The 19,731-nt window shown below is 71.0% G+C and carries 21 protein-coding genes and 1 riboswitch; of the genes, 7 read left to right on the top strand and 14 right to left on the bottom strand.

The window, feature by feature from the left end; all coding sequences use genetic code 11:
- Positions 1–38 precede the first annotated feature (38 nt).
- Entirely contained in the window at positions 39–2,606 is a 2,568-nt protein-coding gene (locus H1D24_RS14160) for an ABC transporter permease (protein ID WP_181657879.1), read from the bottom strand.
- A gap of 11 nt (positions 2,607–2,617) precedes the next feature.
- Positions 2,618–3,487 carry an ABC transporter ATP-binding protein gene (locus H1D24_RS14165; RefSeq protein WP_246460344.1) on the bottom strand — a complete coding sequence of 290 codons (870 nt, stop codon included), beginning with the start codon at positions 3,485–3,487 and terminating at the stop codon, positions 2,618–2,620.
- 162 nt (positions 3,488–3,649) lie between these two features.
- On the opposite strand from H1D24_RS14165, the gene H1D24_RS14170 reads away from it, so the two are divergent.
- Positions 3,650–3,877 carry an antitoxin gene (locus H1D24_RS14170; RefSeq protein WP_181657880.1) on the top strand — a complete coding sequence of 76 codons (228 nt, stop codon included), beginning with the start codon at positions 3,650–3,652 and terminating at the stop codon, positions 3,875–3,877.
- A 37-nt stretch (positions 3,878–3,914) separates the two neighbouring features.
- Positions 3,915–4,253, top strand: a complete 339-nt coding sequence (locus H1D24_RS14175; protein ID WP_181658035.1) for a fic family toxin-antitoxin system, toxin component — start codon at positions 3,915–3,917, stop codon at positions 4,251–4,253.
- A gap of 365 nt (positions 4,254–4,618) precedes the next feature.
- On the opposite strand, the gene H1D24_RS14180 is transcribed toward H1D24_RS14175, so the two are convergent.
- The 4 genes from H1D24_RS14180 to bioB all read right to left on the bottom strand — a co-directional run bounded on the left by H1D24_RS14180 (position 4,619) and on the right by bioB (position 9,065).
- Positions 4,619–5,296 (bottom strand): class I SAM-dependent methyltransferase, encoded by a 678-nt coding sequence (locus H1D24_RS14180; protein ID WP_181657881.1) that lies wholly within the window; start codon positions 5,294–5,296, stop codon positions 4,619–4,621.
- A gap of 357 nt (positions 5,297–5,653) precedes the next feature.
- Positions 5,654–6,403, bottom strand: coding sequence for a dethiobiotin synthase (gene bioD, locus H1D24_RS14185; protein ID WP_181657882.1), 750 nt, complete (start codon positions 6,401–6,403; stop codon positions 5,654–5,656).
- Positions 6,404–6,571: 168 nt separating this feature from the next.
- The gene (locus H1D24_RS14190) at positions 6,572–7,852 is read right to left on the bottom strand and encodes an adenosylmethionine--8-amino-7-oxononanoate transaminase (protein ID WP_181657883.1); all 1,281 of its coding nucleotides are present in this window, start codon (positions 7,850–7,852) and stop codon (positions 6,572–6,574) included.
- A 28-nt stretch (positions 7,853–7,880) separates the two neighbouring features.
- Positions 7,881–9,065: a biotin synthase BioB gene (gene bioB, locus H1D24_RS14195; protein WP_181657885.1), complete on the bottom strand. Its 1,185-nt coding sequence runs from the start codon at positions 9,063–9,065 to the stop codon at positions 7,881–7,883.
- A 154-nt stretch (positions 9,066–9,219) separates the two neighbouring features.
- Between bioB and H1D24_RS14200 the strand changes: the two genes are divergently transcribed.
- A complete protein-coding gene (locus H1D24_RS14200) occupies positions 9,220–10,371 on the top strand; it encodes an 8-amino-7-oxononanoate synthase (RefSeq protein ID WP_181657887.1) in 1,152 nt (383 codons plus the stop codon).
- 76 nt (positions 10,372–10,447) lie between these two features.
- On the opposite strand, the gene H1D24_RS14205 is transcribed toward H1D24_RS14200, so the two are convergent.
- Entirely contained in the window at positions 10,448–10,684 is a 237-nt protein-coding gene (locus H1D24_RS14205) for a DUF397 domain-containing protein (RefSeq protein WP_181657888.1), read from the bottom strand.
- 9 nt (positions 10,685–10,693) lie between these two features.
- Positions 10,694–11,554 (bottom strand): helix-turn-helix domain-containing protein, encoded by an 861-nt coding sequence (locus H1D24_RS14210; protein WP_181657889.1) that lies wholly within the window; start codon positions 11,552–11,554, stop codon positions 10,694–10,696.
- A gap of 253 nt (positions 11,555–11,807) precedes the next feature.
- Here H1D24_RS14210 and H1D24_RS14215 point away from each other — a divergent pair, with 253 nt between their 5' ends.
- On the top strand, positions 11,808–12,239 hold the full coding sequence (locus tag H1D24_RS14215; RefSeq protein ID WP_181657891.1) for an ATP-binding protein: 432 nt from the start codon (positions 11,808–11,810) through the stop codon (positions 12,237–12,239).
- 195 nt (positions 12,240–12,434) lie between these two features.
- Here H1D24_RS14215 and H1D24_RS14220 read toward each other — a convergent pair whose 3' ends face one another.
- Positions 12,435–13,346 (bottom strand): LysR family transcriptional regulator, encoded by a 912-nt coding sequence (locus H1D24_RS14220; RefSeq protein WP_181657893.1) that lies wholly within the window; start codon positions 13,344–13,346, stop codon positions 12,435–12,437.
- Positions 13,347–13,495: 149 nt separating this feature from the next.
- On the opposite strand from H1D24_RS14220, the gene H1D24_RS14225 reads away from it, so the two are divergent.
- Entirely contained in the window at positions 13,496–14,119 is a 624-nt protein-coding gene (locus tag H1D24_RS14225) for a LysE family translocator (protein WP_181657895.1), read from the top strand.
- Here H1D24_RS14225 and H1D24_RS14230 read toward each other — a convergent pair.
- The 4 genes from H1D24_RS14230 to H1D24_RS14245 all read right to left on the bottom strand — a co-directional run bounded on the left by H1D24_RS14230 (position 14,088) and on the right by H1D24_RS14245 (position 17,072).
- On the bottom strand, positions 14,088–14,774 hold the full coding sequence (locus tag H1D24_RS14230) for a DUF6328 family protein (RefSeq protein ID WP_258564059.1): 687 nt from the start codon (positions 14,772–14,774) through the stop codon (positions 14,088–14,090). The two genes, H1D24_RS14225 and H1D24_RS14230, sit on opposite strands and share 32 nt — an antisense overlap.
- A gap of 109 nt (positions 14,775–14,883) precedes the next feature.
- Complete coding sequence (locus H1D24_RS14235) at positions 14,884–15,357, bottom strand: C40 family peptidase (RefSeq protein WP_181657896.1); 474 nt, start codon at positions 15,355–15,357, stop codon at positions 14,884–14,886.
- A gap of 3 nt (positions 15,358–15,360) precedes the next feature.
- Positions 15,361–15,521: riboswitch (cyclic di-AMP (ydaO/yuaA leader) on the bottom strand.
- A gap of 584 nt (positions 15,522–16,105) precedes the next feature.
- Positions 16,106–16,414, bottom strand: a complete 309-nt coding sequence (locus H1D24_RS14240; RefSeq protein ID WP_181657897.1) for a hypothetical protein — start codon at positions 16,412–16,414, stop codon at positions 16,106–16,108.
- A gap of 7 nt (positions 16,415–16,421) precedes the next feature.
- The gene (locus H1D24_RS14245; RefSeq protein WP_181657898.1) at positions 16,422–17,072 is read right to left on the bottom strand and encodes an ATP-dependent Clp protease proteolytic subunit; all 651 of its coding nucleotides are present in this window, start codon (positions 17,070–17,072) and stop codon (positions 16,422–16,424) included.
- Positions 17,073–17,229: 157 nt separating this feature from the next.
- Between H1D24_RS14245 and H1D24_RS14250 the strand changes: the two genes are divergently transcribed.
- Positions 17,230–17,508, top strand: coding sequence for a type II toxin-antitoxin system Phd/YefM family antitoxin (locus H1D24_RS14250; protein ID WP_181657899.1), 279 nt, complete (start codon positions 17,230–17,232; stop codon positions 17,506–17,508).
- A gap of 165 nt (positions 17,509–17,673) precedes the next feature.
- On the opposite strand, the gene H1D24_RS14255 is transcribed toward H1D24_RS14250, so the two are convergent.
- The gene (locus H1D24_RS14255; RefSeq protein ID WP_181658036.1) at positions 17,674–18,681 is read right to left on the bottom strand and encodes an ABC transporter permease; all 1,008 of its coding nucleotides are present in this window, start codon (positions 18,679–18,681) and stop codon (positions 17,674–17,676) included.
- Between the two features lie 195 nt (positions 18,682–18,876).
- On the opposite strand from H1D24_RS14255, the gene H1D24_RS14260 reads away from it, so the two are divergent.
- Entirely contained in the window at positions 18,877–19,500 is a 624-nt protein-coding gene (locus H1D24_RS14260) for a TetR/AcrR family transcriptional regulator (RefSeq protein WP_181657900.1), read from the top strand.
- Positions 19,501–19,731: the final 231 nt, after the last annotated feature.

Consider the following 19,731-nt stretch of genomic DNA (forward strand, 5'->3'; position numbering starts at 1 on the left):
CCCGCACGGGGCTTCGTCCGGCCGCTGGTGGTGTCCCCTCACTCGTGTGCGATGGCCGCCAGCACATTCATGCGCGAGGCACGCAGCGCCGGCAGGAGGGCCGCCACGATGCCGACCACCGCCGAACCCACCACGACCGCGACGATCGTGCCCCAGGGGATCGCGAACGCCGTCATGCCTTCGAGGGCCAGCACCTGCTGAATGGCGACACCCCACACCAGCCCGAGCCCAAGCCCCAGCACAGCGCCGAACACCGCGATCACCACCGACTCCAGCCGGATCATCCGGCGCAGCTGGCGGCGGCCAAGGCCGATGGCGCGCAGCAGTCCGATCTCGCGGGTGCGCTCGACGACCGACAGCGCAAGGGTGTTGACCACCCCGAGCACCGCGATGATGATCGCCAGACCGAGCAGCGCGTACACGAGGTAGAGCATCACCGCGATCTGGTCGCGGACCAGGTCCTTGTAGTCGGCCTGGTCGCGGACCTGCACCTGCGGATACGGGTCGAGGGTCTGGTCGAGCCGGTCGCGCAGGGTGCCGGGGTCCGTGCCCGGAGCGGCGTTCACGTAGAGCGCGGATTCCTGGCCGCCGGGGACGTACTCCTCGAGCGTGCCGAGGCCGAAGAAGAGCCCGCCCTGCATACCGAGGCTGTCCGAGCCGCCCTGGTCGGTGAGCGCGGCCACCTTCAGATCGGCCGTACGCCCGGCTGGGAACTCCACGGGCAGCGTGGCCCCGACGCGCACTCCGTGCTCCTCGGCGAAGCCCCGGTCCATGGCGATGCTCCCGGGCGCGAGCGCGGCGGCCGTGTCCCCTTCGGCGTACGTGACGTGCGCGACGTCGTCGAGCTGCGGATCGTAGCCCGCGGCCGTGGACTCGACGCGCTTGCCGTCCGGGAGACGTACCGCGAGGGGTGTGAAGCGCTGGCGGACGACCAGGCCCGCACCATCCGTGGCCCGGACCTTGTCGGTGATCTCCTGCGGGAACGGCGTGAAGTTGCTGTTCTGCACGATGAAGTCGGCGCCCAGTGTCCTGTCGATCTGCTGGTCGAAGGACTTGGTCATGGAGGCGCTCGCCACGGACATGCCGCCCACCAGGGCGAGCCCCACCATCAGCGCAGCCGCCGTGGCCCCCGTGCGGCGCGGGTTGCGCAGCGCGTTGCGCTGGCTCATGCGGCCGACCGGCCCGAAGAGCGCCGGAAACGCGCCACCGAGCACACGGATCAGCGGACGCACGAGCAGCGGGCCGGCGATCACGGTGGCGATGAGCGTGAGCACGACGCCGAGCCCGAGCAGCGGCGCGGCCTGCCCGGTCTCCTCGGCCAGCGCACACCCCACGAGTGCGGCGGCGCCGGCCGCGGCGAACACCGAACCGAGCACGGCACGCATCCTGAGGGGCCGCCCCAGATCGGCGATTTTTTCGGCGTCGGCCAGTGCCGCCATCGGCGACACCCGCGCGGCCCGGCGCGCCGGAAGGTACGCCGCGACGAAGGTGACGCCGACCCCGACGACGTATGCGGCAACAGGGGTGCCCCAGCCGATGACCATCTCGGTGGACTTCAGGTTCATGCCGAGCGCGCCCATCAGCTGGATCAGGGCAAGCGAGAGCCCGATCCCGGCAGCCAGGCCCAGCGTCGAACTGACCAGCCCCAGCAGCAGCGCCTCGGTGAGTACGGACCGCCGCACCTGCCGCCGGTCGGCGCCCAGCGCACGCAGCAGCCCCAGCTCACGAGTGCGCTGGGCGATCAGCATCGAGAAGGTGTTGACGATCAGGAACACACCTACGAGCACGGCGATCCCGGCGAATCCGAGCATCACCCATTTGATGACATCGAGGAAGCCGCCCAGCTGGGCCGCGGAGGACTCGGCCTCCTCGTCCGAGGTCTTCAGCTCGTACGCCGAGCCCAGTTCCGCGGCGATGCGCGCCTTGAGCTGCCCGTCGCTCACGCCGGGGGCCGCGTCCACGGAGATGCTCGTGGCCGCGTCCTCGCTGCCCAGGAGCTTCTTCTGCGCGGTCGGGGTGTCGAGGAAGACCAGGGCGGCGCCCGGGTTGGTGGTGGTGAACGTGGCGATGCCGACGACCTCGACCCTGAACGAGCCGGGCCCGGCCAGCACCGCCAGGGTGTCCCCGATCCGCACGTCCTTCTTGTCGGCGGTGTCCGCGTCGAGCAGCGCTTCACCCGGGCCCCGCGGCGCATGACCCGAGGTCAGCTCGACAGGACTGCGCTCGGTCACGTACCAGTTGGTGGCGATGGTGGGGGCGCCCGTGGTCGGGCCGACGGGTTCGTTCTTGTCGTCGACGACCGTGATGTTCTCGACGGCCGCGTCGACATGGGCGGCGGCTACACCGTCGATCTTGGCCACCCGCCCCACGAGATCCGCCGGCACCGTCGGGATGTTCCCCGAGGGCACGGCCTCGTCCAGGGCCTCCTTCGGGCCTACCTTCACATCCGCCGCGGTGGAGGCGAAGAGCCGGTCGAACGTGCGGGTCACCGTGTCCGAGAAGATCAGGCTGCCCGCGACGAACGCCACCGACAGCACGATGGCCAGCGCCGACAGCACCAGCCGCCCCTTGTGCGCGAGGAAACTCCTGAGCGTCGCCTTCAGCACGGCTGTCCGCCTCAGTCCTTGCGCAGCGGATCGAGTACGTCGCTCGAGCCGCCCTCACGCGGGGCAGCGGCCCGGATCGCGTCCGCGTCCGACCCCGACGGCTGAGGGCTCCCCCCGGAAAAGAGGCGCATGCGCTCCAGCACGGCCTCCGCAGTGGGCTCGGGCATCTCGTCGACGATCCTGCCGTCGCCGAGGAACAGCACCAGATCGGAGTGGGCGGCCGCGCCGGGATCGTGGGTCACCATCACCACTGTCTGCCCGAGTTCGTCGACCGCCTTGCGCAGAAAGCCCAGCACCTCCTGGCTCGCCCGTGAGTCGAGGTTGCCCGTCGGCTCGTCCGCGAAGATCAACTCGGGACGTGAGGCGAGCGCCCGCGCGCACGCCACACGCTGCTGCTGTCCGCCGGACAGCTGTGCGGGCCGGTGCTTGAGGCGGTCGCGCAGGCCCAGCGTGTCGATGACCTGGTCGAGCCACGCGCCGTCGGGGGTGCGGCCCGCGATGTCCATCGGCAGCGTGATGTTCTCGGCTGCGCTGAGCGTGGGGATGAGGTTGAACGACTGGAAGACGAAGCCGATCCGGTCACGACGCAGCCGCGTCAGCTCGCGCTCCCTGAGGCCGGTGATCTCAGTGTCGCCGAGCCATACCTGGCCGGCCGAGACCGTGTCGAGCCCCGCCAGGCAGTGCATCAGCGTCGACTTTCCCGAGCCGGAGGGACCCATGACCGCCGTGTAGCGCCCGCGCGCGATGTCGACGTCGACCGAGTCGAGGGCGAGCACCGTCGTCTCGCCGGAGCCGTATGCCTTGGTCAGGCCGCGGGCGCGGGCCGCGACTCCGTTGGCCTCCGCGCGGTCCGGGGCCGTGTCTGCAACCGGTGTGGACAAGGCCGCCTCCTGTCGTGACCGTCCGTTTCCGTATGTCCGCCGAGCGTAGTGGGATGCGGTGAACGCCCGGTATCCATCCGAGGTCGGTGTCCCCGAGGCGCATGTAAGGGGCACCTTTATGCGTCCTTGCGGGTGCTAGCGCACACGCGCTAGCTTCGGGGTATGGCCAAGACGCAGTTGAACGTACGCGTGGACGAGGGCACCGCACGGGCCGCGCGCGAACGCGCACTGGCGCGCGGGATGAGCGTGAACCGCTACATCGAAGAACTGGTGAAACAGGACACCGGCGAGGTCGGGCACACCTTCGTCGAAGCCGCGGCCGACTTCATGAAGCAGTACGAGTCCGTCTTCGCGGAGGAGTTCGGCTCGGAGCGTGAAGGTCGTCGCTGAGCCGTTGAACGTGAAGATCGACCTTGCCTGGCTGCTCATGATCGCCGAACAGAAGACCCCCGGAGACCCCCAGGTCACCGACTGGGGCGCCCTCGTCGCCGCCGTAAGCCGGCACGAGGCGGAGATCTTCGGCATTCCCGTCTACGACGACCCGCACTCCCGGGCCGCCTCGCTGCTCCAGCTCCTGCTGCACGTCCCGGCGCTCGAACGCTCCAACGCGATGTTCGCGTCGGCCGTCGCGTACGCCTATCTCGTCGCCAGCGGCCTCAAGGTCGTCACCTCGCCCGAGCAGGTCCGCGAACTGGCCCAGCTGGTGAAGAACGGTGACGCGACCGTGCACGACATCGCGGCCGAACTGCGGCAGTGGAGCCTCTAGGGCCTGTGTCGGAAGTGGCGCCTGCCGGGCGACGCCTGGCACGCTCCCCCACTGCCTCAAGGGCGTGGGAGGTACCCCCACTCGCCGCACCGGGCGAAAGCCCAAGTACGTCCAGTACGAGGGCTTCCACCCGGCACGCCGAGAGCACGCACCAGACGCCGCCCAGCCCGCCCTCCGGGCGGACGGCGCCACTTCCGACACAGGCCCTAGCGCTCCGCTGGAAGCACGGTGATCAACCCGCGGGCCGGTGGGGGCTGGTCGCGCAGTTCCCCGCGCCCCTCACGGGGCGCGGTACCGCACCGGACATCACCAAGGCCGCTTGGCGCCGGTGCTCGGGCGCATTCGCCGCCGACGGAAGGCGCCGCCTAATCCTCGTCGTCGAGGACCGGGCGGCGTGCGCTCCCCAGGACGCAGTACGAGCTGGGCAGCCGCGGGCCCTTGGCCGGCACCAGAACCCGGCGGTACGGCCCGAGTTCGAAGCCCGCCGCCCGCAGTGAGCCGATCGGGTCCCGGCCGACATGGCAGCCGCCGAACAGCGCCGGCCACACGGCGCGGTCCAGGGTGCGCTGGGTGGCCGCCATCACCCTGCCGCCGCCCCGCCCGTGCTCGAAGAACCTCAGTTCACCGCCGGGCCGCAGCACCCTGCGGATCTCGGCGAGCGCCCGCGGCACGTCCCGCACGCTGCACAGCACGAGCGAGACGACGGCCGCGTCGTACGCCTCGCTCTTGACGGGCAGAGCCTCCGCCGCGCCGGGCACCACGTCCACCGGTACGTCGGCGCGCCGGGCCGCGGTCATCGCCAACTGCCGCAGAACACGCTCCGGTTCGATGGCCACGACCTCGGACACGGTGTGCGGATACCGCGCGAAATTGAGGCCGTTGCCCGCGCCGATCTCGATGACCCGGCCGCTCAGCCCGGCGAGCAGCTCGTCCCGGTGTGGCCCGACCGAGGCCTCGGCCGCCACGCTGATCTTGGCGTAGAAACGGGCGAAGAGGGGATGGTGCACGGCATCCTTCGACGCCCTGGCGGAACGCTGCGGCATGGAGACCTCCTCGCGCGGACGGGCCGTTACGCCGATTGTGCCCCTTGGTTGAGCGCTTGGCGCCGTGCTGTGGCGGTCTCTGGCGGACGGATTGGTCGCCGGAGGTCGCACCCTGGGTGGGCGTGCTGCACGGCCTGATGGGATTCCGGCTCGCGCCGCGGTCCGGCGGTGCTGGTTGGCGGTGCCGATGCACGGCATCCCGGTGGGCTGTTCGGCGGTGCCAGTGCGCGGCAGTCCGGCGGTGGAGGCCGACCGCTCGATCGTCGCGTTCTCCCTGCCCGCTTGGCGGCCGGTCCTGGCGGGGCCGCGGCCCGGCGGCCGGCCCGTGTTGCCAGGCGGTGGCGCGGGTAGGGTCGGCTATCGCGTCGATGCGCCCGACAGCGTGGGCCGCCCCGGTGCTTCCTGCGCCGTGAAGGCCCGCGCATCCCATGTGCCGCCCAGCCGTGGCGCCAGCCACGTCCGCGCCGCCGCGCGGAACTCGGCGGGCGGACGGGCCGCTGCCCCGGTCGGTACCGCACCCAGCAGCGGGGACTCCGCCACGGCGGGGAGATCCGCGAGGTTGCACCGCGCGGCGAGGTCAGGGCGGCGCGGCCAGGAGCCGACGACCACCCCAGCACACGTCAGGTCCCGCGCGCGCAGCGCCTCGGCCGTCAGCGCTGTCGTGTTGAGCGTGCCGAGTCCCGCGGCCGCGACCACCAGCACCGGCGCGTCCAGCAGCCGTGCCGCATCCGCCAGCGTCGAGCCCGAGTCGTCAAGGCGTACGAGCAGCCCGCCCGCCCCCTCGACCAGCACCAGGTCGTGTTCGGCCGCCAGCTTCTCCGCGGCCTCGGCGATGTCGGCAACCCGTACCGGCGGCAGCCGGGACCGCCGTGCCGCGGTGTCCGGGGCCAACGGCTCGGGATACCGGGCGAGTTCGGCCGCCGTGACGTCGCCCGCCAGGCGCACCACCTCGTCGACATCGCCCGGCTCACCCGGCGCCACGCCCGTCTGCGCGGGCTTGAGCACGGCGACGGACCGCCCGGCGGCCAGCGCGGCAGCCGCCAGCGCGGCCGTCGTCACGGTCTTGCCGACCTCGGTGCCCGTCCCGGTCACCACCAGAACCGCCATGTCGTTCCTACGCACCTTTCTTCGCTCGTACGAGCCCTGCCCCCGCTCGCCCGCCACTGCCCTCGGGTATGCACCCGCAGGCGGCCCTCAGCGCCGCCTTGTCGTGCCGACCCGCGTCGGCGGGCGGGGATGACGGGCCCAAGGGGCCAAGGCGGGGCCGAAGGACCCTCACCCCGCCCCCGCGGCCGCGCACACCCCCCGCCCGATCCGCGCGAGATCATCGTCGCCCGTGATGTACGGCGGCATCGTGTAGACGAGATCCCGGAACGGCCGCAGCCACACGCCCTCCGCCACGGCCGCACGGGTCGCGGCTGCCATGTCCACCTCGTGGTCGAGCTGTACGACGCCGATCGCGCCCAGGACACGTACGTCCCGTACGCCCGGCAGGTCCGCGGCCGCCGACAGGCCTTCACGCAGGCCCGTCTCGATGCGTTTCACCTTGGTCGCCCAGTCCTGCCCGAGGAGCAGGTCGATCGAGGCGCAGGCCACCGCGGACGCGAGCGGGTTGCCCATGAACGTCGGACCGTGGGCGAGCACCGGCACCTCACCGCGTGAAATGCCGTCCGCCACACGGGAGGTGCAGAGCGTGGCCGCCATTGTCATGTAGCCGCCGGTCAGCGCCTTGCCCACGCACATCACGTCCGGGGTGACCCCGGCCTGGTCCGCAGCGAACAGCGTGCCCGTCCGCCCGAAGCCGGTCGCGATCTCGTCGAACACCAGCAGCACACCGTGGGCGTCGCACGCCTCGCGCAGCACGGGCAGATACGCGGGGGAGTGGAACCGCATCCCGCCCGCGCCCTGCACCACCGGCTCCACGATCACCGCGGCGAGCTCGTCGGCGTGCCGCTCGATCAGTTCGCGGAGGTGATCGGCGTACGACTCCTCGTACGCGACCGGCGGCGCGTCAGCGAAGACCTGGCGCGGCAGTACGCCCGACCACAGCTCGTGCATCCCGCCCTCGGGGTCGCACACCGACATCGGCTGCCACGTGTCGCCGTGGTACCCGCCGCGCCACGTCAGCAGCCGCCGCTTGGCAGGCCGACCCAGCGAACGCCAGTACTGCAGGCACATCTTGACGGCGACCTCGACCGACACGGAGCCGGAGTCGGCGAGGAAGACATGCTCGAGGCCGTCCGGTGACATGTCGACAAGTCGCTTGGCCAAGCGCACGGCGGGCTCGTGGGTCAGGCCGCCGAACATGACATGGCTCATCCGCTCCAGCTGATCGCGCACGGCCTCGTTCAGTACGGGGTGGTTGTAGCCGTGGATAGCGGACCACCAGGACGACATGCCGTCCACCAGCTCACCCGAACCGTCCGCCATCCTGAGCCGTACCCCGCTCGCCGACTCCACGACGAGCGGTTCCGCGCGGCCCGGCATTGGCCCGTACGGGTGCCAGACGTGCCGCCGGTCGAGTTCCAGCAGATCGCGCACAGGCAGCTCAGGCATGGGGCGACGCTCAGGCATGGGGCGACGCTCAGGCATTGGGTGCGAGATCCGTTCCGGCGCCCCGGCGGCGTACCGCCACCAAATCCGTACGCGCCTCGGGAACCGACGCCTCGGGAGCCGACGCCTCGGGAGCCGACGCCTCCTCGGGAGTCGGCCCGCCGGGCGCCGCGCACCCGCCGCCCTCGTGGGAGCCGCAGCCGGCGGCCGCGGCCCGGTGCTCCGGCAGCGTCACCGTGTCCGTGCCCTCGACCTCGAAACCGGCGTCCTCGATCATCTCCAGGTCCGCCCTGCCGGCCTGGCCCTCGCTCGTCAGATAGTCGCCGAGGAAGATGGAGTTGGCCAGGTGCAGCGCGAGCGGCTGCATCGTGCGCAGATGGACCTCACGGCCGCCCGCGATGCGCACCTCCACATCCGGGCAGACGAACCGGACCATGGCGAGGATGCGCAGACAGCGCTGGGGCGTGAGATTCCACTCCTTCGCGAGCGGCGTGCCCTCGAAGGGGATCAGGAAGTTCACGGGGACCGAGTCGGCGTCGAGCTGGCGGAGCGAGAAGACCACGTCCACCAGGTCCTCGTCCGACTCGCCCATGCCCGCGATCAGCCCCGAGCAGGCCGAGAGCCCGGCCGCCCGGGCCTGCTGCACCGTGTCCACCCGGTCGGCGTAGGTGTGCGTCGTGGTGATCTCGCCGTACGTCCCCTCGGACGTGTTCAGGTTGTGGTTGTAGGCGTCGGCTCCCGCCGCGCGCAGCCGCTCCGCCTGCCCCTGGGAGAGCAGCCCGAGGCAGGCGCACACCTCGACGGCCTCGTTCTGTTCCTTGATCGTCTCGATGGTCTTCGACACGCGGTCGACGTCCCGGTCCGTCGGCCCCCGGCCGCTCGCCACCAGACACACGCGCTTGGCGCCGCCCGCGACTCCGGCGGCCGCCGCCTGTGACGCCTCGTCGGGCTTCAGCCAGGTGTACTTGAGGATGTCCGCCTTGGAGCCGAGCCGCTGCGAGCAGTACGAGCAGTCCTCAGGGCAGAGGCCCGACTTGAGGTTGACCAGATAGTTGAGTTTCACCCGCCGCCCGAACCAGTGCCGGCGCACCTTGCCGGCCGCGGCCACTACGTCGAGGAGTTCGTCGTCGGAGGTGGCCAGCACGGCCAGCGCCTCGTCGCGGGTCGGCAGCTCGCGCCGAAGCCCCTTGTCCACCAGCGTGTTCAGCAGGTCCATGGCGCTGATCCTGACGTAAGCCGCCGCTCCGGCCAAGGAGGTTCCGTACAACAGAGACCGTTCGAGGTGTGGGTATTGCCACACCCTGACCTCGTGGTCGCACCGCTAGTGTCTGTCCACTGCCTACAAAACGACATGGTGCCGGAGGCCCTCCATGGCGAGAACGCCGTTCGACTGGCTGGACGAGCAAGCCGATGTCCGCCGGCGGGCCGGACTCGTACGCACCCTGCGTCCACGCCCGGCCGACTCGCCGCTCCTCGACCTGGCGAGCAACGACTATCTGGGCCTTGCCCGGCACCCTGAGATCACCGGGGCAGCGGCCGCCGCCGCCCGCCGCTGGGGCGGGGGCGCCACCGGCTCCCGGCTGGTCACCGGCTCCACCGAGCTGCATGCCGAACTCGAGCGGGAGCTCGCCGACTTCTGCGGGTTCGAGTCCGCGCTCGTGCTGTCGTCCGGATACGCCGCCAACCTCGCCGCGGTCACCGCGCTCGCCCCGCATGGCTCGCTGATCGTGTCGGACGCGGGCAACCACGCCTCACTGATCGACGGCTGCCGGCTCGCTCGCGGGACGGTACAGGTTGTGCCGCACGGGGACACCGAGGCCGTACGCAAGGCGCTGGACGCCCACCAGGGTCCCGCGGTCGCCGTGTCCGACTCGGTGTTCTCCGTGGACGGCGACGCGGCGCCGCTGGCCCAACTCGCCGAAGCATGCCGGGAGTTCGGGTCCGGGCTGATCGTCGACGACGCGCACGGAATGGGCGTACTGGGCGACGGCGGACGGGGTGCGCCGCATGCGGCCGGCCTCGCGGGCGCGGCGGACGTCGTCGTGACCGTCACCCTCTCCAAGTCCCTCGGCAGCCAGGGCGGCGCCGTCCTCGGCCCCGCCAAGGTCATCGACCACCTCGTCAACGCCGCCCGTACCTTCATCTTCGACACCGGCCTGGCCCCCGCCGCTGCCGGAGCCGCGCTCGCCGCGCTGCGTCTCCTGCGCCGGGAACCGGAGCGCGGCGCGCGCGCCCACGCGGTCGCGACCACCCTGCACGACCGGCTCACCGTCGAAGGCCTGCAGGCGGTACGCCCGGACGCGGCCGTCGTCTCCGTATGTGCCCCGTCGCCGGAACTGGCCGTGCAGTGGGCCGCGGACTGCCGCGGCGCAGGTCTCGCGGTGGGGTGCTTCCGGCCCCCGTCCGTGCCGGACGGCATCTCGCGTCTGAGGCTGACCGCCCGCGCGGACCTGACCGAGGAGCAGATCGTCGAAGCGGTACGGGTGATCAGCCGCACCGCACCCCCGGCCGCGGGGGAGTGACGCAGAGGCCGCGTGCCCCTGGCGCATTGGGCGGGTGTTCGGCACCGCGGTCAGGTGGGTGACCGCTCCGCTCAGGTCAGGTGTCGGTGGGCTGAAGCGTGTCCAGGAAGTTGCTCCAGGCGGCTGCGGAGAACAGCAGAGCGGGTCCGGCCGACCGCTTGGAGTCGCGCACGGCGAGCAGCCCGGCCAGCGGGCCGGCGCCGATCTCGGCGGTCTCCACGCAGTTGTTCATTCCCGTGCTGAAGCTGCTGCGCCGCCATGGGCCGCTGTGCAGCGAGGTGCTGGAAGGTATGTACCGAGGCAGAGCAGACATGGTGCCCTCCTAGGCGCCGTCACATGTCCCGGCGATGAATTCCAATGAGTCCTCGGGCGAAAGGGCCACTCTCTGAAGCGAGTTGAAGGCGCTGGCGTACGCCTTCAGGTCCTCTGTCCCTTCGAGGTAGAGGCTACTCGTCAAGTGGTCGAGAACTACAACATCGAGATCAGAAATGTTCGAAAATGACAAGATAACGAAAGGGCCGGTGACCCCTATGTGCTCACCGGCGGCGAACGGCAGCACTTGAACGCGCACATGGGGCAGCCGGGCAGCCTCCAGTAACCGGTAGAGCTGCCGCTCCATCACGCCCGGCCCGCCCACGGCCCGCCGCAGCACCGCCTCGTCCAGTACGGCGCTCACCTGCAGCGGCGGATCCCTGCGCAGGACCTCCTGCCGGGCCAGCCGCACCTCGACGAGCGCGTCCACCTGGGCATCCGGCAGGCCGACCAGCGCCGCCCGTGTCACGGCCCGCGCGTAATCCGGCGTTTGGAACAGCCCCGGCACCACGGTGGTCTCCAGGGTGCGCATGCGATCGGCCTGCGACTCCAGGCGGATGAAGTCCCGATATTCGGGCGGCAGCAGATCCCGGTAGGCCTGCCACCAGTGCGTGCGTCCATCACCGCCTCCCGGGCCCGCCATTGCGACGAGCAGGTCCCGCAGCGCGGGATCCCGGACGCTGTACGCGTCGAGCAGCAGCGTCACGTCCGACGCCTTGACTCTGCTGCGGCCCGTCTCGATGCGGCTGACCTTCGACTGGTGCCAGCCGACGAGGCGGGCGGCCTCGCCGCTGGTGAGCCCCGCCCGGCTGCGCAGGGCGCGCAGTTCCGCGCCGAGTTTGCGGCGGCGGACCGCGGTACCGTATGGCATACCCGTCTCCTCCCGACCGGCGGTACCAGCCGATGCATGCGCCGACGGTAGAGGAGTGCCGCTCCGGCTCCAAATACGGTTGGCTCTAGCAGAGTTCACCGCTTCGAGCGACAGATATATGCATATCCAGGGGGATCGCCGCCTGTGACCCTCCAGGAGTGGCAGGCTGTCGCGCAGCACCGGACCGGGACCGTCCCCGAACCATCCGCGACGCGTCGGAGTCCGGTCCCGGTGGGAAAGGGACGACGCCGCCATGGCAGACCATCAGGAAGCATCCGTCACTCTGCCGAGCGATCCCGCCTCGGTCCCCGCGGCGCGCAAGTACGTCATCGAAGTCCTCGCGGAATGGGGACTGCCGGGCGATGCGGAGGTCGCCGATTCGGTCCGGCTCATCGTGTCCGAACTCGCCACCAACGCGGTGCAGCACACCTTCGGACAGTCACCCACGTTCACGGTCGACGTCGAGCTGGAGCGCGACGAGCAGCTGCGCATCGGCGTCACCGACAGCCATCCGCGCCTGCCGAGGCGGCTGCCCGCCGCCGTCCAGCAGGACAACGGCCGGGGCCTGGTCATCATCCGCTGGCTCACGGCAGAATGCGGCGGCCGGCTCTCGGTCAGCCGCACCGCGGAGGGCGGCAAGACCGTGTGGATCGAGCTGCCGTGGGAGGCCACGGTCCAGCAGTGAGGACTGCCGGTGGTGGTCACGGTCCAGCAGTGAGGACTGCCGGTGGTGGTCACGGTCCAGCAGTGAGGACTGCCGGTGGTGGTCACGGTCCAGCCGTGAAGACTGCCGGTGGGGGTCACGGTCCAGCAGGGGAGTGGTGCGGTCTTGCCGTGAAGCGCGGGGAGCCGGGCCGACGTGACAGGCCGCTGAGGCCGATCAGGCCGCTGAGCGGCCGAACGCGCCGCGCAGCAACGCCCGGAACGTGTCCGCCGCGGGCGCCGTCTCCCCCGTCCGGTACACGACCGAGATCGTACGCCGCAGACTCCCCGGTTCCAGCAGCCGCATCCCCACCGGCGTGGTCGCCGTGCGGGCCACCATCTCGGGCACCACGGCGACCCCGAGCCCCGCACTGACCAGTGCGCAGACCAGGGCGTAACCCGGATTCTCGACCAGCACCGCGGGCGTCGCGCCGGCCTGTGCCAGCGCGGCCTCGACCCCACGTCGCGGCGGAAGCGTCGGCGCCATGCTGATCAGCGGCTGCCCCGCCAGCTCGGCCAGCGGCAGGCGCGCCGAGCCGGCGGCCAGCGCGTGCCCGGGCGCGGTCACCAGCACCAGCTCCTCGACGAGCACCGGCTCCGCCGCCACGGTGGCGGGCAGCTGTACCGGCTCCGCCGGCTCGTAGGCGTGCGTCAGCGCCAGGTCGGCACGCCCGGCCGCGACCGCCGTGACGCCCTCCGGCGGCTCGTACTGCGAGACGGCCAGCTCGACGTCCGGATGGGCCCGGCGGAACGCGCTGAGTACCGGAGGCAGCAGATGGATGCCGGCCGTGGTGAAGGTGCCCACTCGCAGTCGGCCGCCGGACAGGCCCGACAGCTGCGCCAGTTCGTGGCGGGCCCGGTCCATTTCGTCCAGCACCCGCCGCGCCCGCGCCACCAGCAGCTCGCCCGCGCCGGTCAGTCGCGTCCCGCGGTGGTGGCGCACCAGCAGCGCGGCGCCCGCCTCGCGCTCCAGCTTGGCGAGCTGCTGGGACAGCGCCGGCACCGTGTATCCCAGCCGTTCCGCGGCCCGGGTGATGGAGCCGGCCTCCGAGACGGCCACGAGTGCCGCGAGCCGTGTGGGGTCGTACACGCTGCACCTCCCGAGGTGACGGGCCGCGCGGGACACGCGGCCGAGTCCGCGTGCCTGAGCGGCGTGGGTCCAGGCTAAAGGATTCCTTAAGGCTTGCTCAGGAAAGGGTGCATACCCACTGAAGGCTCGGGGGCGGCAGGCTGGTCCTCATGGATGCACAGCTGCTCGCCTTCACCGGTGTCGCCGCCGGCATGGTCGCCATGCCGGGGGCCGACTTCACCGTCGTGGTGCGCAATGCCCTGGTGTCACGCCGGATGGGAGTGGCGTGTGCACTGGGCATCGCGGGCGGACTGCTGTTCCACACCGCGCTCGCCGTCGCCGGAGTCGCGGCGGTCCTGGCGGCCGTGCCCGCGCTCTTCCGCGTGCTCCAGCTCATGGGCGGCGCCTATGTGCTGTACCTGGGCGTCCGTACCCTGCAGTCCGTTGCACGACCGCGCCCTGCGGAGGACGCCGGGGAGGAGAAGGCCACCGCGGGCGGCGGTCTGCGTCAGGGGTTCCTCACCAACGCGCTCAACCCGAAGGCGCCGATCACCTTCTTCAGCCTGCTGCCCCAGTTCGTGCCCGCGGGCAGCCCGGCGATGCCGCGGACTCTGCTGCTCGCGCTGATCGTCGTCGTCCTCGGCCTGCTCTGGTTCCCGATGGTCGCGCTCCTGGTGGACCGGCTCGGCCGATGGCTGCGCAGACCGCGTGCGGCCCGCGCCGTCGCGGCGGTCACGGGCACCGCGCTGACCGCCCTGGGGATCAGCCTTCTCGCCGCTCCGCTGATGACCTGACGCCCTCCGATGACCCGATGTCTGCCGACGGCCTTCGGCGCTCCGCCGGCCTGACGTCCTCTGATCGCCCGATGCCCTCGTCCTCGTCGTCGTCCTCGTCCTCGTCGTCGTCCATGCCCTCGTCGTCGTCCGCGTCCTCCGGCATGTTCACCGCCGACGCCGCCGCGCGCGCAGGGACCAGCTCGCGACGGACCACCCGCGGCAGTGCGCCCCACAGCCCCACGCACACCAGCAGTGTGCCCGCGCCCGCCAGGAAGCCGCCGACCCGGCCGAGCGTCACATCCACCACGAGCAGGACCGACCCGGTCAGCGCGAGAGCCAGCACCACCATGCCGGCCCGTGCGAGGTCCGAGGACCATCGCACGATCTGCGGTTTGGCATGCTGCTGGAAAAGCGACCGGTGCAGCGCGGCCGGCGCCGTGAACAGGGCGGCGGCCAGTACGGCCAGCAGCAGCGTGGTCACGTAGGTGACGCGCTGCAGCGTGTCGAGCGACGGGAAGCGGGGCGTGAACGCGAGTGTCAGCAGGAACGCGAAGAGGATCTGCACGCCCGTCTGCGTGACCCTCAGCTCCTGCAGCAGCTCGCTGAAGTTGCGGTCGGCGCGCTCGAAGCGGGTCTCGCGGCGCGCCGGCTGTCCGGAACGGTCCTCGGCCATACCTGACGAGTGACCTCCTCGGCGCTTCTCACGCACCCGGCGGGCGGCGGCCGAAGCCGGTCGGCCGCCGCCCGGCCGGGAGTACGCCATGAGCGCTCCGGCCGCGGGATCAGCGCACCCTGCCGTACCAGACGCTCTTCGTCCAGATCTTCTGCAGGCGCACCACGTCCCCGGACTTGGGTGAGTGCCAGATGCGTCCCTTACCGGCGTAGATGCCGACGTGGTACACGTACTTGCCGGAGTGGAAGAAGACCAGGTCTCCGGGGCGCGCCTGTTTCGCGGACAGGTGATGGGTCTTGTTGTACTGCTGGGCCGCGGTACGCGGCAGCTTCTTGCCCGCCTTCTTGAACGAGTAGAGCGTGAGTCCGGAGCAGTCGAACCGGCGCGGCCCGGCGGCTCCCCACCGGTACGGGGAGCCCTTCTTGGAAGCCGCGATCTTGAGTGCCTTGTTTGCGACCGTTGCGGCCTCCGCCTCGGAGGCGATGCCCGGAACCACGACGGTTCCGCCCAGTGCGGCGAGTGTGAGCGCCGATGCGGTGCCGGCCCGGGCCATCAGAGACGGAAAACGATTGAGCGCAGTCATGCGCAGCCCTTCGTCAGCCGCCTGTGAAGGATGACCTGTCGGGTTCGGACAGGCGAAGATGCCCGGCCGCGTGGTGCGGCTTCACCCCAAGGGCCTCCCGGAGCGTGTCCGGGCTGCCCGCCGTGCTGGGTCCTCCACTCCTGCCGATCCACCGATGTCGACCTGGCATCCGGACGGCGGCAGGACTCGGCGTCCGCCCGGACCGCCCCGCCGCGGCGGCGGGGGCTTGTCGTCGGAAGGGATCTTCACGCATACATGGCCCGAAATCCGAGCCGAACCGGCGATATGTGAAGCTCTTCACCACGCACCCGTTCGGGTGGACAGGCGAGTTTGCGAATGATCGGCGAAGGGCCCGACGAACGCCGGACCAGCACCGAAAGGCAACATTCCGATCGTCGCGTACGCATGTTGCGCAAGTTTGCCGACCGAAAATGTCTATCGCTTTCTACGCCGATCGAGGGTAGCCCGACTGGGCCGTTTCAAATCCGGTCCGGACGGTCCCGCGAAGCATCACGGCGCGGTCGATGGGATGGTGAGGGCGCGTCGGGGCCTCTGGGGTCCCCTGCCTGGCATCGTGCGGTCACCGGTGGGGTGTCCTGCCGGGCATCGTGCGGTCACTGGTCGGGATCCGCTGTGGGGCATCGTGCGGTCCCTGGTCGGGCTTGTTCGGTCCTCACGCGGTACGTGATCGGACTCTGACCGGTCGTCAAACCACCTCGAGTCGGCATGAACCGGTCCCGTGCCGGAATCAATCGCTCCTGGGCGGCGGCACGGTGACCCGCGCCGCGCGGCGTTCCCCGTCCAGCACCCGCAGGGCACGCGCAAGCGTCGGCGTATGGACCTCGGTCTCTCCCCGCTGATGCATCAGTGCCAACGCGTCCCGGAGCGCCGCCGCCGCGCCCACCAGGGCCTGAGCCGCACGCAGCCCGCCGTAGGTGTCGTGGGCGCGCGCCGGGTTGATCCGGCCCAGCAGGTCGACCACTTCGAGGTAACGGTCGATCAGTTCGCCCTCGGCACGGGTCAGCGCGGGCAAGGGCGGCAGTTCGGGTGGCAGCATCGGCGGCTCACCTCGCGCCGTGTGGCGCCAGCGACGCCTTGCGGCTGGGGATGATCCGGTCCACGAGCCCGTACTCAACGGCGTCCCGCGCGTCGAGGATCTTGTCCCGCTCGATGTCCGAGCGGATGCGCTCCAGGCTCTGCCCGGTGTGGCGCTGCAGCATCTCCTCCAGCAGCTCACGCGTGCGCATCATCTCGCGCGCCTGGATCGCCAGGTCGTCCGCCTGCCCCTGCACCGGCTCCGAGAGCGACGGCTGGTGGATCAGCACGCGCGCGCCGGGCAGCGCGAACCGCTTGCCGGGCGTGCCGGCGGCCAGCAGTACCGCGGCCGCGGATGCGGCCTGGCCCAGGCAGATGGTCTCCACGTCGCAGCTGACGAACTGCATCGTGTCGTAGAGCGCCGTCATCGCGCTGAACGAGCCGCCGGGCGAATTGATGTACAGCGAGATGTCGCGGTCCGGCGCCGTGTACTCGAGGTGCATGAACTGCGCCATCACGTCGTTCGCGGACGTGTCGTCGATCGGCGTCCCGAGGAAGACGATTCGCTCCTCCAGGAGCTTCGAGTACGGATCGAGGGTCCGATGGCCCGCCGTCGTGCGCTCGGTGAACTCGGGCAGGACATAGCGGGCCGTCGGGCCGGTACCGGTCGGTCGGTTCATGGCAGGCGCCTCCTCATGGCGGGGCCTCGGCGGAGGTCTCGCCGCGACGTTGATCACGACGTTCATGTGGTGGCCATGCGGTCCCGTACGCAGGCCTGTGCAGCAGAGCCAGCTCTGTAAAAAATGTACAGGACGTACATGACGTTATGATGGAACCATGGCCTATGAGATTCCGGTGACGCAAGCCCGGGCCGAGCTAGCCGACCTGATCAACCGCGTCGTGTACGGCGGAGAGCGCGTGGTCGTCACCCGCCACGGGAAGCCCCTCGTCGCCCTGGTCTCGGCCGCTGACCTGCAACGTCTCGAGGAGACGGAGGGTGCAGGAGAGGAGCAGGTGATCAGCTCGGTCTCCACCGTCCGCTCCATGCCGTCCGCTCCGGGCGAACGCCAGCGGTTCGGCATCGCCGCCGAGCACCGGGGGCCCAAACCGACGTAGCGCGGGGGTCGTTCAGGCGGACGCGCCTGGACGCGCCATGGAAGCTGCCCCGACGACCACGTAAAAGACCGTGCGCCCCGACAGATACTGCGGGGGCGCACGGTGGTTTTTCTGCGTGGCGTTCGGTATCCGCCCGGAGTCGTTGGCCTGTTGATCCCCGTGTGGTCAGTGCGCGAGGGCGCGTTCCCGCTCGGCCGGGGGCTCGGTGACCGTCGGGCGGCGCTTCAGTGCGGCCCCGAGGAGGACGGTGCCGAGCCCGAGTACGGCCCACCCGGTAAGCACGAGGGCGGGGCCCGTCGCGGCGGCGCCGTCGAAGAAGGAGACCGACCGCAGCAGAGATGCCCCGGCGCCCGGCGGCAGCCACTGGCCGATCATGCCCACCGGCTCGGGCAGCATCTGAGGGGCCGAACTCGCGCCCGAGAACGGATTGCCGAGCAGCACGACCACGAAGGCGCCGACCCCCATGCCCGCCGGTCCCAGCAGCGCGGCGAGACCGGCGACTGCGGCGCTCACTGCCAGGGTCGACAGGCCCAGCGCCCCGACCTCCGTCCACCAGTCGCCGGAGAGCACGCCCAGCCAGCTGTCCGCGATGGAGACCGCGGCGACGCCGACCAGTACGGCGGATCCGACCAGTGCGGCGACGGCGCGTATGCCGCGCAGACCGAGCACGGTGACCGCGCCCCCGGCGGCCACGCCTGCCAGCGCCATCGGCAGCACGCTCGCACCCAGTGCCGTGCCGCGCGGGTCCGCCGCCGGGGCCGCGACGACGTCGACGGTCTCGACCTCGACTCCCGGCGGGGCCTGCTCGGCCACCGCCTGCTGGAGGAGCTGGGCGACCAGTGGGCTCGCGGCCGAGGCGGTGAGCAGCTTGGGTCCCTGCTCCGTGGTGACGACCGCTCCGTATACGGTCCGGTCCTCGATGGCACCGCGGGCCGCCGCCTCGTCCGCGTAACGGTGGATCTCGAAGGCGCCGTCCCGCTGTTCGAGTTGGCGCTGCAGCGGGGCCGTGGCGGCCGCGGGCCCGGCGACGCCGAGGGGCAGGTCACGCGGTGCGGTGCGGGCGGCCGGCCAGGCGAAGGCCCACAGTGCGAGGGCCACCACGACGGGGATCAGAACGACGACGGCGGCGATACGGCGCCGGGGGATGGAAGCAGCCTCGGATGGGCGCTGCATCGGAGTCGGCGCCGCCGTTGCGGATGACGTGGACATCGTGCTCCTCCATTGGTTCGGCTGAGTCGGCCTGTCGGGAGGTCCCGCGCGAACACATCGGCGACCAAAGAGAATGATCGTTCGTTTTATTTTCTGGCCCTCACTGTCCTGCCGTGCCGGTCGATTGTCAAGAAGGAATGTTCGTTTTAGATTGGGCGCATGGCTCGCGTATCTCAGGAACACCTCGACGCTCGCCGACGTCAGATCCTCGACGGTGCGGCGCGATGCTTTGCCCGCAACGGCTTCCACGCCACGTCGATGCAGGACGTCCTCAAGGAGGTCGACCTCTCGGCCGGCGCCGTCTATCGGTACTTCACCGGCAAGGAGGACCTGATCCGGGCCATCGTCACCGAGGTGCTGGGCGAGATCCGTGGCGCCTTCGAAGCGGCCGCCGTGCAGAGCCCGCCACCACCGCCCGACGAGCTCGTGGGACATGTCATGAAGGAGGTCCTGGGCAGGCGGAAGGGACTGTCGTACGAGGACGAGTCGGGTTTTCCCCGGCTGCTGGTGCAGGTCTGGACGGAGACTCTGCGCAACGACGAGTTGTCGGCCCAGCTCAGGGAGGGCTACGACACCGTGCGTGCTGCATGGTGCAAGGTCGTCGAGGCGTACCAGACGGCCGGGATGATGCGCACAGACATCCCGCCCGAGCATGTCGCCCGGACCATGATCGGAGTGGCGCAGGGGTTCTGCGCTCAGCAGGCACTGTTCGGGGCGGTGCCGGTCGAGGTGCTTCAGAACGGGCTGCGGGGGCTGATGAGTATGGGGCAGCAGCCTCGTTGAGGTCCTTCCGCTCCCTGCGGTACGCCCGCTCCCGACGGGGTGCGATCGACGGGCATGAAGGACACGGAAGTCGGTTAACGTCCCTGAAACTCCGTCGAACTAGCCTGCACCACCATGTCACCAGGGGTTTCACGGTCGGAGGTGCGCAGGATCGCGTGTCTGGGCCGTGTACGACATCCAGCCCCGTCGTGGTGACCGCGGCAGCCGGACCCCGCACGGTCCGGCTCGAGA

The organism is Streptomyces himalayensis subsp. himalayensis (assembly GCF_013778455.1).
In the GTDB taxonomy this organism is placed as follows: Bacteria; Actinomycetota; Actinomycetes; order Streptomycetales; family Streptomycetaceae; genus Streptomyces; species Streptomyces himalayensis.

Coding starts and splice junctions, on each gene's coding strand:
- H1D24_RS14170 (WP_181657880.1), top strand. CDS start 3,650: ATGGCCAAGACGCAGTTGAACGTACGCGTGGACGAGGGCACCGCACGG.
- H1D24_RS14175 (WP_181658035.1), top strand. CDS start 3,915: ATGATCGCCGAACAGAAGACCCCCGGAGACCCCCAGGTCACCGACTGG.
- H1D24_RS14180 (WP_181657881.1), bottom strand. CDS start 5,296: ATGCCGCAGCGTTCCGCCAGGGCGTCGAAGGATGCCGTGCACCATCCC.
- bioD (WP_181657882.1), bottom strand. CDS start 6,403: ATGGCGGTTCTGGTGGTGACCGGGACGGGCACCGAGGTCGGCAAGACC.
- H1D24_RS14190 (WP_181657883.1), bottom strand. CDS start 7,852: ATGCCTGAGCTGCCTGTGCGCGATCTGCTGGAACTCGACCGGCGGCAC.
- bioB (WP_181657885.1), bottom strand. CDS start 9,065: ATGGACCTGCTGAACACGCTGGTGGACAAGGGGCTTCGGCGCGAGCTG.
- H1D24_RS14200 (WP_181657887.1), top strand. CDS start 9,220: ATGGCGAGAACGCCGTTCGACTGGCTGGACGAGCAAGCCGATGTCCGC.
- H1D24_RS14205 (WP_181657888.1), bottom strand. CDS start 10,684: ATGTCTGCTCTGCCTCGGTACATACCTTCCAGCACCTCGCTGCACAGC.
- H1D24_RS14210 (WP_181657889.1), bottom strand. CDS start 11,554: ATGCCATACGGTACCGCGGTCCGCCGCCGCAAACTCGGCGCGGAACTG.
- H1D24_RS14215 (WP_181657891.1), top strand. CDS start 11,808: ATGGCAGACCATCAGGAAGCATCCGTCACTCTGCCGAGCGATCCCGCC.
- H1D24_RS14225 (WP_181657895.1), top strand. CDS start 13,496: ATGGATGCACAGCTGCTCGCCTTCACCGGTGTCGCCGCCGGCATGGTC.
- H1D24_RS14230 (WP_258564059.1), bottom strand. CDS start 14,774: ATGGCCGAGGACCGTTCCGGACAGCCGGCGCGCCGCGAGACCCGCTTC.
- H1D24_RS14235 (WP_181657896.1), bottom strand. CDS start 15,357: ATGACTGCGCTCAATCGTTTTCCGTCTCTGATGGCCCGGGCCGGCACC.
- H1D24_RS14240 (WP_181657897.1), bottom strand. CDS start 16,414: ATGCTGCCACCCGAACTGCCGCCCTTGCCCGCGCTGACCCGTGCCGAG.
- H1D24_RS14245 (WP_181657898.1), bottom strand. CDS start 17,072: ATGAACCGACCGACCGGTACCGGCCCGACGGCCCGCTATGTCCTGCCC.
- H1D24_RS14250 (WP_181657899.1), top strand. CDS start 17,230: ATGGCCTATGAGATTCCGGTGACGCAAGCCCGGGCCGAGCTAGCCGAC.
- H1D24_RS14255 (WP_181658036.1), bottom strand. CDS start 18,681: ATGCAGCGCCCATCCGAGGCTGCTTCCATCCCCCGGCGCCGTATCGCC.
- H1D24_RS14260 (WP_181657900.1), top strand. CDS start 18,877: ATGGCTCGCGTATCTCAGGAACACCTCGACGCTCGCCGACGTCAGATC.